This is a genomic window from Polaromonas sp. JS666, assembly GCF_000013865.1.
In the GTDB taxonomy this organism is placed as follows: Bacteria; Pseudomonadota; Gammaproteobacteria; order Burkholderiales; family Burkholderiaceae_C; genus Polaromonas.
Window position 1 is genome coordinate 2,785,176 of record NC_007948.1, and the last position, 14,230, is coordinate 2,799,405.

General features: G+C 62.6%; 18 protein-coding genes. 5 read left to right on the top strand and 13 right to left on the bottom strand.

Annotated elements, in window-relative coordinates:
* Positions 1-141 precede the first annotated feature (141 nt).
* Positions 142-942 (bottom strand): ABC transporter substrate-binding protein, encoded by an 801-nt coding sequence (locus tag BPRO_RS13140; protein ID WP_011483560.1) that lies wholly within the window; start codon positions 940-942, stop codon positions 142-144.
* A 411-nt stretch (positions 943-1,353) separates the two neighbouring features.
* On the opposite strand from BPRO_RS13140, the gene BPRO_RS13145 reads away from it, so the two are divergent.
* Entirely contained in the window at positions 1,354-1,545 is a 192-nt protein-coding gene (locus tag BPRO_RS13145) for a hypothetical protein (RefSeq protein WP_041388814.1), read from the top strand.
* A 79-nt stretch (positions 1,546-1,624) separates the two neighbouring features.
* Here the strand turns inward: BPRO_RS13145 and BPRO_RS13150 are convergent, their stop codons facing one another.
* From BPRO_RS13150 to BPRO_RS13180, 7 genes are all read right to left on the bottom strand, one after another.
* Complete coding sequence (locus tag BPRO_RS13150) at positions 1,625-2,248, bottom strand: isochorismatase family protein (protein WP_011483561.1); 624 nt, start codon at positions 2,246-2,248, stop codon at positions 1,625-1,627.
* 109 nt (positions 2,249-2,357) lie between these two features.
* Entirely contained in the window at positions 2,358-2,813 is a 456-nt protein-coding gene (locus BPRO_RS13155; protein WP_011483562.1) for a DUF2721 domain-containing protein, read from the bottom strand.
* Between the two features lie 55 nt (positions 2,814-2,868).
* Positions 2,869-4,212 carry a type II toxin-antitoxin system HipA family toxin gene (locus BPRO_RS13160; RefSeq protein WP_011483563.1) on the bottom strand — a complete coding sequence of 448 codons (1,344 nt, stop codon included), beginning with the start codon at positions 4,210-4,212 and terminating at the stop codon, positions 2,869-2,871.
* Positions 4,209-4,550, bottom strand: coding sequence for a helix-turn-helix domain-containing protein (locus tag BPRO_RS13165; RefSeq protein ID WP_011483564.1), 342 nt, complete (start codon positions 4,548-4,550; stop codon positions 4,209-4,211). The genes BPRO_RS13160 and BPRO_RS13165 overlap by 4 nt, the downstream gene beginning before the upstream one ends.
* A gap of 233 nt (positions 4,551-4,783) precedes the next feature.
* Entirely contained in the window at positions 4,784-6,046 is a 1,263-nt protein-coding gene (locus BPRO_RS13170; RefSeq protein WP_011483565.1) for an Hsp70 family protein, read from the bottom strand.
* Between the two features lie 5 nt (positions 6,047-6,051).
* The gene (locus BPRO_RS13175) at positions 6,052-6,588 is read right to left on the bottom strand and encodes a hypothetical protein (RefSeq protein ID WP_011483566.1); all 537 of its coding nucleotides are present in this window, start codon (positions 6,586-6,588) and stop codon (positions 6,052-6,054) included.
* A 144-nt stretch (positions 6,589-6,732) separates the two neighbouring features.
* A complete protein-coding gene (locus tag BPRO_RS13180) occupies positions 6,733-7,200 on the bottom strand; it encodes a DUF1348 family protein (RefSeq protein ID WP_011483567.1) in 468 nt (155 codons plus the stop codon).
* Positions 7,201-7,335: 135 nt separating this feature from the next.
* On the opposite strand from BPRO_RS13180, the gene BPRO_RS13185 reads away from it, so the two are divergent.
* Complete coding sequence (locus tag BPRO_RS13185) at positions 7,336-7,914, top strand: TetR/AcrR family transcriptional regulator (RefSeq protein ID WP_041388815.1); 579 nt, start codon at positions 7,336-7,338, stop codon at positions 7,912-7,914.
* A 214-nt stretch (positions 7,915-8,128) separates the two neighbouring features.
* Positions 8,129-8,347 carry a hypothetical protein gene (locus BPRO_RS13190; protein ID WP_011483569.1) on the top strand — a complete coding sequence of 73 codons (219 nt, stop codon included), beginning with the start codon at positions 8,129-8,131 and terminating at the stop codon, positions 8,345-8,347.
* Between the two features lie 27 nt (positions 8,348-8,374).
* Here the strand turns inward: BPRO_RS13190 and BPRO_RS13195 are convergent, their stop codons facing one another.
* From BPRO_RS13195 to BPRO_RS13210, 4 genes are read right to left on the bottom strand one after another with little or no spacing between them, the layout of a single operon-like run.
* Positions 8,375-8,683 (bottom strand): hypothetical protein, encoded by a 309-nt coding sequence (locus BPRO_RS13195; protein WP_011483570.1) that lies wholly within the window; start codon positions 8,681-8,683, stop codon positions 8,375-8,377.
* A 10-nt stretch (positions 8,684-8,693) separates the two neighbouring features.
* Positions 8,694-9,422, bottom strand: a complete 729-nt coding sequence (locus BPRO_RS13200; protein ID WP_157045798.1) for a hypothetical protein — start codon at positions 9,420-9,422, stop codon at positions 8,694-8,696.
* A gap of 8 nt (positions 9,423-9,430) precedes the next feature.
* Entirely contained in the window at positions 9,431-10,471 is a 1,041-nt protein-coding gene (locus tag BPRO_RS13205; RefSeq protein ID WP_011483572.1) for an MlaD family protein, read from the bottom strand.
* A gap of 19 nt (positions 10,472-10,490) precedes the next feature.
* Positions 10,491-11,294, bottom strand: coding sequence for an MlaE family ABC transporter permease (locus tag BPRO_RS13210; RefSeq protein ID WP_011483573.1), 804 nt, complete (start codon positions 11,292-11,294; stop codon positions 10,491-10,493).
* 124 nt (positions 11,295-11,418) lie between these two features.
* Between BPRO_RS13210 and BPRO_RS13215 the strand changes: the two genes are divergently transcribed.
* Positions 11,419-12,072, top strand: coding sequence for a LysE family transporter (locus tag BPRO_RS13215; RefSeq protein ID WP_011483574.1), 654 nt, complete (start codon positions 11,419-11,421; stop codon positions 12,070-12,072).
* Between the two features lie 119 nt (positions 12,073-12,191).
* On the opposite strand, the gene BPRO_RS13220 is transcribed toward BPRO_RS13215, so the two are convergent.
* The gene (locus tag BPRO_RS13220; protein WP_011483575.1) at positions 12,192-13,643 is read right to left on the bottom strand and encodes a PLP-dependent aminotransferase family protein; all 1,452 of its coding nucleotides are present in this window, start codon (positions 13,641-13,643) and stop codon (positions 12,192-12,194) included.
* A 193-nt stretch (positions 13,644-13,836) separates the two neighbouring features.
* Between BPRO_RS13220 and BPRO_RS13225 the strand changes: the two genes are divergently transcribed.
* Complete coding sequence (locus BPRO_RS13225) at positions 13,837-14,211, top strand: hypothetical protein (protein WP_041388816.1); 375 nt, start codon at positions 13,837-13,839, stop codon at positions 14,209-14,211.
* Positions 14,212-14,230: the final 19 nt, after the last annotated feature.

Below are 14,230 nucleotides of genomic sequence, written 5' to 3' on the forward strand. Positions count from 1 at the left end.
GCATCAAAATCAGCTTCAGCCGGGTGCCCCGTGACGCGCTAGGTGACGCTGGGTGACGCTGGACGACCTGACGCGGCCTCAAGCGGGATGAGCGTATTTCTTCTCAATGCTTCCTCCTCGTTGGTGCTGCCCGAACGCGCCTCATTTAAGTGGAGCGACGACTACGCCGCGCAGGCCGGCCCGCTCGATCGCGGACTTGACCAGCCCCGCCGCTTTCGCCTCCTCGACGAACTGGCCGACGTACACAGCAGCGGCGGCATTGCGCCCCTTGGGCACGCCCATGCTGATCGGCTCGACCAGAATCCGGCCGTCGAGAACCCGTGAGCCCGGCCGGCTCGCGGCCCCTTCGAAGAGAGCCGTTTTGGTAGCGGCAATCACGTCGGCCTTTCCGGTATCCAGCAGGGCATAGTTCTCGGGGAGGCTCTTGACGCGGACCAGCGCCGCATCCTTCAGAGAGTTTGAAAGATGGAGGTCGGCGCCAGATTTTTCGAGTACCCCGATCCGGATCCCGGCCTTGTCCACGTCCGACGCCCTGGCGATAGTGACACCGGCGCGAACAAGGTAACCCTGTTCGACTTCCATGTAAGGCGCCGAAAAATCCATCACCGCCGCGCGCTCGGCATTGATTCCCGTCAGCGCAACGTCCCATTCGCCGGACTTCGCGCCGCCGAGCAGCGCGGGCGGGTTGGGATAAACGACCGGCTGGAACGGCACGCCCACTCGGCGCGCGAGTTCCTTCCCGAGATCGACCGCAACACCTTTGAGCTCGCCTGTCGCGGAATCCTTGGTCGCATAGATCGGCGCCGAGAGGAATGCGACCCGGAGCTTGCCCGTCGGCGCTACTGCAGATCTTGTCTCCGGGGTCACACCACCGAGCATTCCCGCGCAGCCCCCAATGAACAGCCCGACAACCCCGACACATAACCAGTCACGTATTTGCATGGCGTCCTCCTCTGAAGTTACCGTTGCTCTCAACGAATTGAGGTGAGCGGCGGCCAACGAGGCTACAGACCAAGACGGAGCTCCCCAGTGTGCCCCACCGTTGGATGTCCGCTCGACTGATGGACTCCCCTGCTTTCTGCGTCACATTGGGGCGCTGCGCTCATTGGCGTGCAGATCAATGTCTCCAACAACGGGAGTCCGATATGAATGCTACTACCGTTCCCCTCGATCTTGCAATGTCTGTCTGCCATTTGGGGCCGATGAGCACTGGCGGCTTATTGAAACCCAGCGCCTGATGCGCACCCAGTTCGAGCGCTGGTTTGTCAGCGGAGCCAGGGCTGCTCATCATGGTGTCTTGCGGCTCGGTCCACACACAACTGGGCCCACTGACTCCATGAGCGGAGCATAGAGGTGAAGCTGCTGCCCGCCCGGTACATCCGTGCCTGCGTCAAACGCGACAAGACCCATGCCGCCGATGCGGCCGCGCTGCCTGAAGCCGCGCGAACCTCTGACATTCGCCCGTTGCACCTCATGAGGTACGCCCGTGTGCGCAAGGTCGCGGCGAGCGGAACGGCCAGCCCGCTGGACGCTCTGCCAGCCTGATTCGCTATATTTTCAGTAGCAAAACCGGCAATATCCGCAGAGGCTAAAACAAACTTTCTTTGACGTTTGAGCAAACGCCCTACTTCACCAGCGCCAGCACATCATTGAACGCCGGATGCTCCGCAGTCCGCAGCCACTCAAATGCCACCATCTCGGTGGTCACCAGCTCGGCGCCGTTGCCCGCCAGCCGGTCGAAAGCCGCATCGCGGTTGCGCTCGCTGCGGGAGCTGCAGGCGTCGGTCACCACCCACACCTCAAACTCTTCTTCCAGCAGGTCCAGCGCGGTCTGCATCAGGCAGACATGGGCTTCGCAGCCGGCGATGACGATGGTGCTGCGCCCGGCTTCTGCCTCTGGCGCGGCTTTTTGAAGATGCTTGGGCAGGCTGCGCGCATTGCCGCCGGCGGGCACCTTGCGCACCGGGGGTCGCAGCCAGTCGCTCAGGCCATCGGCCACGGCGCTGAAATGCATCTTGGCCAGCGTCTTGCCACCCGCGGCTTCGATGGCCGCTTGCACCTCGGGCACGTTGGGGCCGAGCCTGTCGGGATTTTCCGCAGTGCCCCACACCGGCACCTCCAGCGTCTGCGCCATGCGGGCCAGGCGCACGGCGTTGGCGATCACGAGTTCGTTTTCAAAAATGGCGGGCATCAGGCGGACCTGGTAGTCCACCAGCACGAGTTGGGAGTCATCAGCATCAAGCAGCATGTCAGGTTCCGGGTTTTGTGAAGGGTTCAATTCGCGCAGGCACTGCCCTGCAAATGCTCGACCAGGTTGCTACTGGCCTTTTTGATGCTTGTATTTTGGCATTGGCGCACTACCGGACAGGTAACTCCGCAAACTTGAGCAACTGGGTGGCCAGTAGCGTCTCGGCCAGAAAACACAGCAGCGCCAGCAGAAAACAGACCACGCCCGACAGAAAGCACACGGTGGCGATCTTGAGCGTGGGCAACTCGCTGGTCTCGCCCAAAAACAGCAAAATAATGGTCATGCCGATCAGCATCGCGCAAAAAGTCAGCAGGGCAATGCAGCTGTTGACCAGCCATCCGCGATGCCGCAGTTGCTGCAGCTCGGCGTACATCTTCATGGCGCGGGTCTCCTCAACGCCGCCCGCTTCCAGCCGGTTTTCAAGAAGCCGTGCCCGGTCAATGATGCGGGCCAGGCGGCCAGCCACGGCGGCGATCATTCCAGACACCGCGGTCAGCAAAAACACAGGCGCTACGGCCAGTTGGATGCCGTGGGTAACCGTCGCAAGGTCGGGCGCAAAAATCATTGGGGGGCTCCAGATTTCAAGGGTTTGAGATTGTCTAGCAAGCACCGTGCAAGCTTCAGGGTGCCACAGCCTTGCGGCCGGCACTGCCTGCGCGCCTGCGCCGCCAGCTCTGCACCGCGTCGCACGCTTCAAAATGCCGCAGCAGGTTGTGCTTTTGCTTGTCCAGCAGGCTGCTGGCTTCAATCAATGACGGCCAGGAGGCGCAGGCTTTGCCCACTGCGTCATTGAGCACGCCGCGCACGCGGGTCTCGAACATGCCGGTGGCGTTGCAAAAGCTGCGCACGGTCTGCGGGGTGAGCCGCGCCTGTTTTTCGCCACCGGGCACAAAGCGCAAGGCATGGCCGCGTCCCCCCAGGTAGGCGGCGTAGGCCACCACGTCGTAGGCTGGAGACAATTCCGGTGTGCGGCCATCGCGGTAGAGCACCCCGAAATTCTTCACATGCGCGTCGTAGTTGCCCAGCATCTCGTTGACCATCGCACGGCGGATCAGTTCTTCGGCAGCGGCCTCGCCCCGCTGTCCCAGACCCATGCCGCCGCGCAGCGTGCTGGCCATGGTGGCGTAGGTGGCAGCCGGGTGCGTATATTTTTCTTCGGGCTGTATGCGCAGGATCTGCGCGAAGTCTTCGCAGTGGATGTGCCCCCCGGGCCCGCGGTCAAAGCGCCTGACCACCAGAAAATGCCGGCTCTCGCCCAGCACAAAGGGCTGCTCGGCCACGATCTGCTCCAGCGGGGCCAGCCATGCGGCGCAGACATCTGCGCCGGCGGCCTGCGCAAGCCGCAGCGACAACTCTTCCACCTCGGGCAGCAAGGCATATTCAACCGTCGGCAGCTTGGCAATGATGTGCGTGCCCTGCACGTCCCGGGTCCGCGCCACATAACGCCCATGCTGCGCGACCAGTGCAAGCTTGGGTTGCACGCCCGACAGGGACGTGGCCTCGGGCAAGGGGTCGGCCGTGACGGACATCTCCAGCGCGTCGTTGTGCTGGGTCACCACGGCAGCGAGCGCGTCGGCATCGAGGTGGGCGGGGTAAGCGTAGACATTGCCCGGCAAGTCGGTGCCGCAGGCGGCCAGCAGGTCGAAGTGGTCGCCCGGCCCGCAGCCGCGCAGCTCTTCGAGGTGGCGGCGCAGCGGCCCCTCGGGCAGCAGGTTCTGGAAAAAAGCCGGCAGGCGGCCACCTTCCGCATTGAAAAAAGGCGTGCTGACGTAGCTGCGCCAGAAAATTTCACGGCGCTGGGGGTCGTCATCGGTGGCGGCCCACGACAGCACCGGCGCGTCGGGCCGCGACCAGAAGGAGGGGTCTGGAATGAAGCGCGTGAGCGCGGTGCTGCCCGTGCCGTACTGGAACAGCAGCCCGGCCCGCAGGGAGCCCACGTAGATATCGAGCGCCAGGACGTTCATTTGGGCAGCGGGCCTTTGGCGCCGGCCTGGGAGCGCAATCGGGTTTGCGCAATGATTCGGTCAACCTGGGAAAGCGCCGGCTCAGGGCCCTCTCCAGTACCCGCACCAGCGGGCGCCTCCAGCCCCGCCGCAAGGACTTTAGGCAGCAAAAGCACTTCCAGCCCGAGTTGGTCGGCAATGGCCATCAGTGTGGTGATTCGCGGTGCGGTACGGCCCTGCAAGGCACTGCGCACCGACAGGGACGTCAACCCGGTCTTCTCGGCAATGGCCTGGTAGTCGAGCTTGAGGCGCTGCCGCTCGGCCTCCAGCCTGGTAGCCACCTCAAACAGGGTTTTCATGATAGAAAAGTATCTCTTTCCATGTAATGGATAGTATTTTATCTATCAATCCTAGAAATGCAATATTTAACTATTCTTTTTTGCAAATAACAATACAAAACTATTGCTATGCTAAATGGCGGAGACCAGCCCCGTTCAGTCTTGAGGGCGAGGAATGCTGCGCAACTCCGGACTCTCCGGGCTCGATCAGGTGCTCTTGCCCTTCTTGACCTATCAGTGCTTTAGGTGCCCTGCTAGGCAAACTTGCGGCTGGCATCCAGCGCAAGCCCGGCTCCAATGCTGCCGAACAAGTCACCTTCCACCCAATGGGCGTCGGGCATCAGCGCAAGAATTCTCTCGCGCAGCAAAGGTACGCCGCTGGAGCCACCCGTGAAAAACACCGTGTCAATGCCTGAGGCCGCGACACCGGCGTCACGCAGCAGCCGTGCCACGGTTTGCGCTACGGAAGCCACTAGCCCCTCGATGGCACCATCCAGATCCGCCCGTTGCAGCGTCACCGTCTCCCCGGCAGCGATGCGGCCGATGTCAATCTGCGCCTCGGCTGCGTTCGACAGGGTGATCTTGGCCTCTTCAACCTGCAGCGCGAGCCAGTGGCCGGCGCGCTGCCTGACCACGCTCTGCAGCCGCTCCAGCTTGACCTTGTCACGCGCTTCGCGGTGCATGTCGCTGATCTGCGACCAGGACTTTTTGCTGTAGGCCTGGTTGATGGTGTGCCAGGTCGCGAGGTTGAAGTACTGTGCTGACGGTACTTCGCGGCCGCTTTTCAGCAGGCTGCCAAGCCCCAGGATCGGCATCATGCTGGAAAGGCTCAGGTACTTGTCGAAATCCGTGCCCCCAATATGCACGCCACCGCTGGCCAGGATGTCGTCGCGCCGCTCCGGGCGGCCGGCGCGCTCGGGTGACAGACGGATCAACGCAAAGTCGGAGGTACCGCCGCCAATGTCAACCACCAGCACCAGTTCTTCACGGGTGATTTGCGACTCATAGTCAAAGGCTGCCGCAATCGGTTCGTACTGGAAAGCGATCTCGCGCAGGCCGGCCTTGCGGGCAATCTCTTCCAGCGTGCGTTCGGCCCGCAGGTCAGCCTTGTGATCGTCATCCACAAAAAATACCGGCCGGCCAAGCACGGCACGGGTGAATTCACGCCCGGCCGCGTGCTCGGCACGGCGCTTGAGTTCGCCCACAAACTGCGCCAGCAAATCCCTGAACGGCAAGGCCCGGCCCATCACCTCGGTGTGATCGTCCATCATCGAGGTGCCGAGCAGGCTCTTGAGGGAACGCATCAGTCGGCCCTCATGCCCCGCCAGATAGTCCGCCAGTGCGGCACGCCCATAGCTGACGTGGGCATCTTCGGCGTGGAAAAACACCACCGAGGGCAGCGTCAGCTTGCCGTCTTCGAGCGGCAACAACAGAGAGGATGGAGCGCTTTGCCCGGGCCGCCTCCAGCCCGTGGTGGAGTTGGACGTTCCGAAGTCAATCCCGCATGCGTCAGCCAAGGTACTCACCGCTCAGCCGGCCTGCGAAAGTCGTTCTCGACCCAGGTCACCGCGCTGGCGCGGCTGAGCTTGAAGGACGGCAGCACACGGACCTGCGCCAGTTGCTCGCCTCCTTCATCATGGGCGCTGAGCAAGGCATGGGGGTTGTCTTCATCGGGCACGATATCGAGCGAGACGGTGACTCTGGATAATTTTGCCGTCACCGTGATGCGCTGGTGCAGCGTGGCATGCAGTTGCTGCTCGTGCCTGCGGACAAATTCCGAGGCGGTTTTGACCAGCGTGCTGAAGGCCGGCCCGTCAAGCGGTTTGGGGTTCTTTTTGTCGCGCCCCATGGTCCAGGGGCCAACCAGCGCCGGCTCCGGCTCGCCATCCTTGATCATGGCGACGGCCCAGCCGTCGTCGTCTTCGTTCTTGAGGACTTGCGCCGTCCATCCGTCGCCGCGCCACAGGCGGGCCTCTTGTATTTTGGGGAAATGCCCGGGAGCGGAATCGGAAGCGGGGTCTGCGGCCAGGTCAGGCGGCTGGATGCGGGAGTCGGTCAATGCTCAATCACTCAGGTCAGGAAGGCAGGCCCATGGCCGCTCGGTAAGCGGCACTGCGGGTTGGGGGCCAGATTTTACAGTTTGCCCCAGCCGGAGTGGCTGCCCGGCCAGGAGACCTTCAAACAGCGCCTCCCGCCCGCCTGTTCAAAGCCCCAGATCGCTCAGGCCCGGATGGTCGTCCGGCCGGCGGCCCAGCGGCCAATGGAACTTGCGGTCGGCTGGCTTGATGGGCAGGTCGTTGATGCATGCGTGCCGCACGGCCATCAGGCCATTGCTTTCAAACTCCCAGTTTTCGTTGCCGTACGAGCGGAACCAGTTGCCTGCGTCGTCGTGCCACTCGTAGGCAAAGCGCACGGCAATGCGGTTGCCGGCAAAAGCCCAGATCTCCTTGATGAGGCGGTAGTCCAGCTCGCGGGCCCATTTGCGTGACAACAAGCCGACGATTTCCTCCCTGCCGGTGACAAATTCGGCACGGTTGCGCCATGTGCTCTGCGGCGTGTAGGCCAGCGATACCCGCTCCGGGTCGCGCGAGTTCCAGCCGTCTTCAGCGGCACGCACTTTCTGCACTGCGGTTTCGAAGGTAAACGGTGGCAGTGGTGGCCTTGTTTCCATGAGGACTCCTTGAGTTTGAACAGTTGGATAGCTGAATGCACAGCAAGTAGACAGACTTGTCTACTTGCTGGAATTTTGACACAAGTAGACAGATCTGTCTACAATGCCCTCATCGCTATTTGAATGGATGCACCGATGGACGCTTCGACCCTGCCCGCGCGCGAACGCATCCTCGTGACTGCGCACGAACTTTTTTACCGCGACGGCCTGCGCGCCACCGGCATCGACCGCATCATTGCCGAGTCGGGCGTGGCCAAGCTCACCTTTTATCGGCACTTTCCCAGCAAGGACGAGCTGATTCGAACCTTTCTCGATTACCGCCACGAGCGCTGGATGGCCTGGTTTGTGGATGCACTGGGGCGCCATGGCGCCGCACCGGGCGGTGGCTTGCAGCCACTCTGGAAGGCTATGGCCGAGTGGTTCAATGAACCGGCATTCCGCGGTTGCGCCTTCATCAACGCGGTGGCCGAGGTGGGCGGCAGCCTGCCCGGCGTGCTGCAGATTGCGCAGAACCACAAGCAGGACATGCGACAGGTCATCACCGCCCTTCTGCCCGAGAACCCCGACCGCGCAGACGCTGCCGCCGCCGCAGCGCTGGCCGTTGACGGTGCGATTGTGCGGGCGCAAATGGACGGCAGTGCCCCGGCGATTGCCGGATTGCGCCAGTTGCTTGATGCGCTGGAGTCCGCAGCCACATCCGCCTCTGGCCGCTAATCCATTGCCGGATTCATTGTCTGATCAATTGCCTGATCCATTGCCGGGTTAGCCGGTTGTCGTTACGATGCAGCTTGAAAGCAAGTCATCTCTTGACAAAAAACCACTGAAGCCCAATAGCATCAATGGCGTATAGCTATATTTTCAATAGCAAAATCATTCTGGAGCATCTGCATGCAAGCGCACCTTACCAAGTCCCCACCGGAGGCCCGCCATGAGTGAATGGGTCACCAAGATGCTGGCACTGCTCAAAAGCGCCAATACGTCCGCAGCGCTGGCCCAGATCAAGGCCACCACCAGCAGCAAGGATTTGCGCCACCTGCATGCGGCACTGGACAAAGCCCAGTTGCTTGCGCGCTTGCCGGGCATCGACACCGCCATCAACGACCAGTTGCAAGCGCTGGCATCTCCGCGTTTGAGCCGCTCGCCTTAAACCGGGCGCCCGGGGGGCGCGCAGCGTTCAAGTCAGGGCGCGAATTTCGAACTGCGCATCGCCCATGTAGCGGTTGGGCCCCAGGGCGGCCGTCATGGCGGCAGACTCTGCAGCCTGCCACTGAGTGAAGATTTCAAGCTCTGCGGATGTCAGGACATCTTCAGCCGGGGCCTCGCCATAGGTCGCCACGAGCTTCATGTAAGCGGCGTACACGGGTGCGACTAGGCTCGCGTCACCCAGCGTGGCCTCCAGTGCCTGCCTGAAGCGCCGCTCTGCCGCCTGCAGTTCCTCGGGGGAGACGTCCTCGAAGGCGTACAGCTTGAGGGTGTAGCTCAACGGGTGTTCCTCACTTGTTTTCTTTCGGTATTTCTTTGGCCGCTTCCTGTGCAGCTTCTTTTACGGGCGCCTTTGCCCCGGAAGCGCTGCGCTGCGCGATGTCCATACGCCTGCGCAACCGGGCGGCTTCTTCGAGGTCTCCGCCCTGCTCTGCACGCTGCGCCTGCACGCCCAGCCACGCCAGCAGCGGACGCCGCCAGCCCTGGGCCGAGGCGGTGTCGATAGCCTGCGCGATGACAGCCGGGCTGGCCTTGCCGGTTTGCAGCAGCACACCTGCGGCGACCAGTTGCGACAGCGGATCGGTCATGGACTTCAGGGCACCGGCATCGCCCACTGCAGCGGCGCGTTGTGGCGCCGGGAGCAAGGCGACGTCCTGGGGCTGTACCCGACCGCCGAGGTAATCTGCATAGGCGCGCTGCGGCGCCGACACATCCTGGCGCAGTTTTTCAAAGCCGGCACAGGATTCAAACACGAGGCTGGCCACACGGGTGGCGCAGTGCAGCAGTTCTGCGGTGGCCAGCAAGTCGGCGCGGCCGGTGCGCGCGAGCTGGCTGCGCGCGCGCTCCAGCTCGGCCTGTTCCACACGGGAATTGCCTTCCATATAAGCGGCCACGGAACGCTCCATGGAACCTTTTGCTTCGAGTTGCCAGTCGGGCGGCTTCGGGCCGCTGGCGCACGCGCTGAGCAACAAGACGGCAATCGCTCCAACGGCCGCCGTTAATTTCAGGGGGGTGCTCATGGCGATACTCATGGCAGTTTCATCTCCGCGTCACGGGCAAACGGCCATTTGCGGTTGATCTCGTTGACCAGGCTGTCCACCTTGCGCAAGCTGGCCTCCACATCGGCCCGCAAGGCGCCCAGATCGGCCGTGGCCTCTTTGGCGTTGGATGTGACGGCCTGCGCGTCTTGCAGCAGGGCATCCACCTTCTTCAGGCTGGTGCGGGCCTCGCCCAGCATGGTGTTGAGTTGAACAATGGTGGCGCGGGTTTCAGGCATCACGCCGTTGGCGCCAAAGACCTGGGTGTCGGTCTTGGCGGCAATGGCGTCGAGCTTGGTCAGCAGCGCGTTGGTGCGGTCTAGCGTGGCGAGCAGTTTATTAGCCTCGGCTTCGCTGCCCAGCATCACGGTCAGTGCGCCGCCGGGGCCATTGAGCCGCTCGGTCAGTGTCTGCAGGTTGGCCATGCTGGCGCCCACCGCGCCGGTGCTTCCCGTCAAGGTGTTGAGGTTTTCGATCAGATCCTTGGCGGCGGCAATGACCTTGGGGACTTCCGCACTGGCGTCACCCTGGAGCACGGTTCGCACCGCGCCGTCCGGCAACGGCGGGTCTTTCAGCAGGCCGGTGTAGGCCCGAATGTTGGTGCCGCCCACAATGCCGCGAACCAGGGTAAAGACGCTGGTGGTGCGCAGCCAGTGGGCGTCCTTGCTGGCTACATCAACCAGGATACGGGCCTTGCCGTCTTCCGCGAGTTCAATACGCCTGACCCGACCAATCGGAAAGCCTGAAAAGGTCAGGTCCATGCCGACGACCACACCCTCGGAGTCGTCCGAGATCAACACGAGCCGCTGGGTTGTTTCAAAGGCGCCACGGGCGTATAGCACATACATGGCCGCGCCGCAAACCAGCAGCAGCATGAAGAGCAGCAGCATCCGGGCCTTGAACTCCAGGCTCGCCACCTGGGCCGGTGAAGACGCGCTCGCCTGCCCCGGCCGGAGGGGATCCACCGAATCAGGATCCGGTGCCGGTGCGGGCGGAGCGTTCGGAGGTAGCGGGTCTTGGGGTGGGCTCATGGGTATACAGGTTCCAGAGTCAATAGTAGTTGCCAACCAGTGAGGTCACTTCAATCAGCAGGATCACGGCAAACATGCGCACCAGTCCGCGCATTTCAGCGCTGGTGCGCACGCTCGCCTCGCGCATGCCGTACAGGGCGGAGGCCATGGGGATCAAGGCCACAGCGAGGCAAAAAAATAGCGTCTTGAGGACAAAGATCAGGGTCACGGCCGGGCTGAAGACCTGGCCAAACAGCCGCGTGTAGGCGGCGAGCCCCGACACAGTGAAACCATACACCGCCACATAGGCCACCACCAACGCGACCACGCTGCTGAGCGCCGCCAGCGTAATGCCCGAGAACATGCCGGCCACCACCCGCGGCAGCACCTCGCGGCGCACAGGGTCGCCCCCCTGGCGCCGCATTTCGTCGAGCTGGCCGCTGGCTTGCATGGCCGTCAATTCAGCCCCATCCGGGATGGTGCAACGCAGCGCCACAAACAGCGCGGCGGTCAAGGGAATCAGCTCCAGCACCAGCACACGGATGACGACCTGAAGCGCATATTGCGACAGGCCATAACTGAGCGCCGTGACCACCACAATGCGTGTGAGCACCACAGTCACCAACGCGCACAGTACGGTAAACCACAAGAGAATAGGAGCTGTATTCAGGTAGATGTGCCGTGACAGCACCAGCCGACTTTCCCGGCTGTAGCTTGAGGGCGACAGCGTCAGGACCAACAGCAGGGCCCCGAGGTGTATCAGGCGCCACCATTCGATGACCCACTGTTGCGCAGCGCGCCCAATTTGCGTGAGTCGACCTTGCCAGGATGCCGTTGAAGCCATTCAACCATGATACCTGTGGGTAAACTTGACGCATGTAGGATGGCGTGCGTTTTCGCGCCTCTCCATCCTCTCCGAACCGCTTCCGTACGCGTCGTCCCTGACCCCTCATCACCGCACAAAACCCATGGCCATTGACACCTGGACCGCCTATTTCCTCGCCTCCATCCTGATTGCGATTTCCCCGGGATCGGGCGCCGTCCTGGCCATGAGCCACGGCCTGAGCTACGGCGTTAAACGCACGCAGGCCACCATCGCCGGGCTGCAGGCCGGTTTGCTGATGATCCTGGTGGTTGCCGGCGCAGGTGTTGGCTCGCTGCTGTTGGCCTCGGAGCTGGCTTTCAACGTTGTCAAAATCCTGGGGGCCGCCTACCTGATGTACATAGGCTGGTCACAGTGGCGTTCATCGGACGCCATCATGACGAATGATGTGGGCGCACCGGCCACCGAAGCGAGCGTTCCGTCATCGCGCAAACGCTGCCTCACAGGCTTGCTGACCAATGCGACCAACCCCAAAGGCATCCTCTTCATGGTGGCCGTGCTGCCGCAGTTCATCAGCCAGGGCCGCCCGCTCTGGCTCCAGCTGCTGGTCATTGCCATAACCACGGTGGCGGTGGACACCGTGGTGATGCATGGCTATGCCTTTGCCGCCAGCAGACTGCAACCCCTGTTTAAAAATGCCCGCGCCATCAAGGTGCAGAACCGCCTGTTTGGCGGCCTGCTCATGGCGGTGGGTGCGGGCCTGTTTTTTGTCAAGCGCGGCCAGCAGGCTGCGCATTAGGCTTTTCTTTTCATTTGTCATTAAAGCGATAGCTGCCTGCATCAGAAAATAAAGGGCTTGGCAAAAGGCTTGATGAAAGGCTTGGCAAAAACCATGCGCATCCCCGCATAAACACGCGTTCAGACCGGAGGCTCCAGAACCTGCACCGACACGATGGCGGCCAGTTTGCGCAGAGCCTGATCGGCCGCACTGGAAAACGGAGAGCCGCAACTGATGCGCAGGAAGTGGTCAAAGCGGCTGGAGTTGGAAAACATCGAGCCGGGCGCAACCCGTATGCCCTGCCGGATCGCGGCGTCGAACACGGCTTGCGCGGAGGTTCCCGCCGGCAATTCAACCCACAGCATCATGCTGCCATTGGGCACTGACAAGCGGGTACCCGCGGGGAAGTGCGCCGCAATCGCGTCGGCCATCTGCTCGCGCTGCACATTGAGCAGGCGGCGCAGGCGGACCATGTGACGGTCGTAGGCGCTGGAGGCCATGAACTCGGCCACGGTGATCTGGGCAAGCGCCTCATTGGAGCGGCTCTGCGCGTACTTGAGCATCTGGATGCGGGCCTGCCAGCGCCCGCCGGCCATCCAGCCCAGGCGCAGGCCGGGTGCCAAAATCTTGCGCAGCGATGCACAATGAATCACCGAGCCGCTGCGGTCCCAGGCCTTGGCGGCTTTCAGTGGAATGTCGTCATGGCCCAGCGCGCCGTAGGTGTCGTCTTCAATCAGCGCCACCTGCTGGCGCTCGCACAGCGCGACCAGTTTTTCCTTCTCGGCGTCGGGCATCACGCTGCCCAGCGGATTGTGGAAATTGGGCATGACCACCACGGCCCGGATCCTGTCGTGCGTCTGGAAGGCGAGGTCCAGCGCTTCCACGGAAAGGCCCAGCTTGGGACTGGTGGGAATCTCCAGCGCGCGCAGGCCCAGGCTTTCCAGGACCTGCAGCAAGCCGTAATAGGTCGGGGATTCGACGGCGATGGTGTCACCCGGTTGCGCCACCGCCCGCAGCGCGATGTTGAGCGCTTCAATACAGCCGTGCGTCACCACAATCTCTTCGGCCGACAACTGCATGCCTGCGGCCAGCGCGCGCCGGGCCAGCACCGTCTTCAGCGGTGAATCGCCGGGCAGATCCACAGCGCTGACGAGTAGGTGGGGATGCTTGCGCAAGGCCCGGGTGGCCGCGTTCTTCAGAGCCTCGGAGGGATAGACCTCGGGTGGGCCATGTGCGGCGGCCAAGTTGGTGACCAGGGGGTACACATTGCATTTGGCCACATAGTCCGAGACACGGTCATGGATGCCGACATACTGCGCCGGATCCAGCTTGCGGCCGGCCTCGGGCTCACTGGGCGGCTGGATGTCCACGCGGCGCCGCTTGAGCACAAAGTAGCCCGAACGGGGCCGAGCTTCCAGCCAGCCTTCATCCTCCAGCGTATGGCAGGCCTCCACAGCCGTCGACAGGCTGACCTGATGCAACCGGGTCAGGGCCCGAACCGAGGGCATGCGCTGGCCGGGCAGCAACACACCAGACTGGATGGCTTGGCGGTAGTGGCTGGAGAGCCGGAGGTAAAGCGGTTGCGCACCCATAAACTAAATAAAACCGTAAAACCAGATGATCCGTGAAGGGACAGCAGTGACACAGCCACAGATGGGCCGAAATCGAACCATAACAGATGGATAAATGGCCATCTGTACCGATACAGAAAGGCATTGATTGCCTCTGTCGGGAATAAGGCGTCGTCACTAAGCTAAGGGCTTCCTTTCCTGAATGGAGCTCCCCATGCAAGTTCACCCGAAGCCGCTGCAAGCTCTCCAGCTTGGTGCTGGCGAATCCCTGTTTTTTTGGGCCAAGGCAGGGATCTCCCTGACCAGCACCTCAGGCAGCCTGATCGTGACCGGCACCCCGCTCTGGCTGGGCGAACAGGTTTTTCGTGCCAGGACGCCGCTGGAACCCGGGCAGGTGCACCTTATCGAGCAGAACGGCTGGATCACACTGACGGCTGGCCCGCAGGGGGAAGCCGTTTGCCTGGTGAGCCCGAAGGGCCGCCCATCATTGATGCGCGCTCTGGGCAAGGCGGGCAAGCAGCTTCTCAGGTGCTTTCCCGGAATCGCCAGGATCGCAGGCACCCGATTTCGCGGCGCCGAGCCTGTCTGATACTCCGGGTCGAAGTACC

Coding starts and splice junctions, on each gene's coding strand:
- BPRO_RS13200 (WP_157045798.1), bottom strand. CDS start 9,422: ATGAGCACCCCCCTGAAATTAACGGCGGCCGTTGGAGCGATTGCCGTC.
- BPRO_RS13225 (WP_041388816.1), top strand. CDS start 13,837: ATGCAAGTTCACCCGAAGCCGCTGCAAGCTCTCCAGCTTGGTGCTGGC.
- BPRO_RS13215 (WP_011483574.1), top strand. CDS start 11,419: ATGGCCATTGACACCTGGACCGCCTATTTCCTCGCCTCCATCCTGATT.
- BPRO_RS13150 (WP_011483561.1), bottom strand. CDS start 2,248: ATGCTGCTTGATGCTGATGACTCCCAACTCGTGCTGGTGGACTACCAG.
- BPRO_RS13155 (WP_011483562.1), bottom strand. CDS start 2,813: ATGATTTTTGCGCCCGACCTTGCGACGGTTACCCACGGCATCCAACTG.
- BPRO_RS13210 (WP_011483573.1), bottom strand. CDS start 11,294: ATGGCTTCAACGGCATCCTGGCAAGGTCGACTCACGCAAATTGGGCGC.
- BPRO_RS13205 (WP_011483572.1), bottom strand. CDS start 10,471: ATGAGCCCACCCCAAGACCCGCTACCTCCGAACGCTCCGCCCGCACCG.
- BPRO_RS13220 (WP_011483575.1), bottom strand. CDS start 13,643: ATGGGTGCGCAACCGCTTTACCTCCGGCTCTCCAGCCACTACCGCCAA.
- BPRO_RS13185 (WP_041388815.1), top strand. CDS start 7,336: ATGGACGCTTCGACCCTGCCCGCGCGCGAACGCATCCTCGTGACTGCG.
- BPRO_RS13160 (WP_011483563.1), bottom strand. CDS start 4,212: ATGAACGTCCTGGCGCTCGATATCTACGTGGGCTCCCTGCGGGCCGGG.
- BPRO_RS13165 (WP_011483564.1), bottom strand. CDS start 4,550: ATGAAAACCCTGTTTGAGGTGGCTACCAGGCTGGAGGCCGAGCGGCAG.
- BPRO_RS13190 (WP_011483569.1), top strand. CDS start 8,129: ATGAGTGAATGGGTCACCAAGATGCTGGCACTGCTCAAAAGCGCCAAT.
- BPRO_RS13180 (WP_011483567.1), bottom strand. CDS start 7,200: ATGGAAACAAGGCCACCACTGCCACCGTTTACCTTCGAAACCGCAGTG.
- BPRO_RS13140 (WP_011483560.1), bottom strand. CDS start 942: ATGCAAATACGTGACTGGTTATGTGTCGGGGTTGTCGGGCTGTTCATT.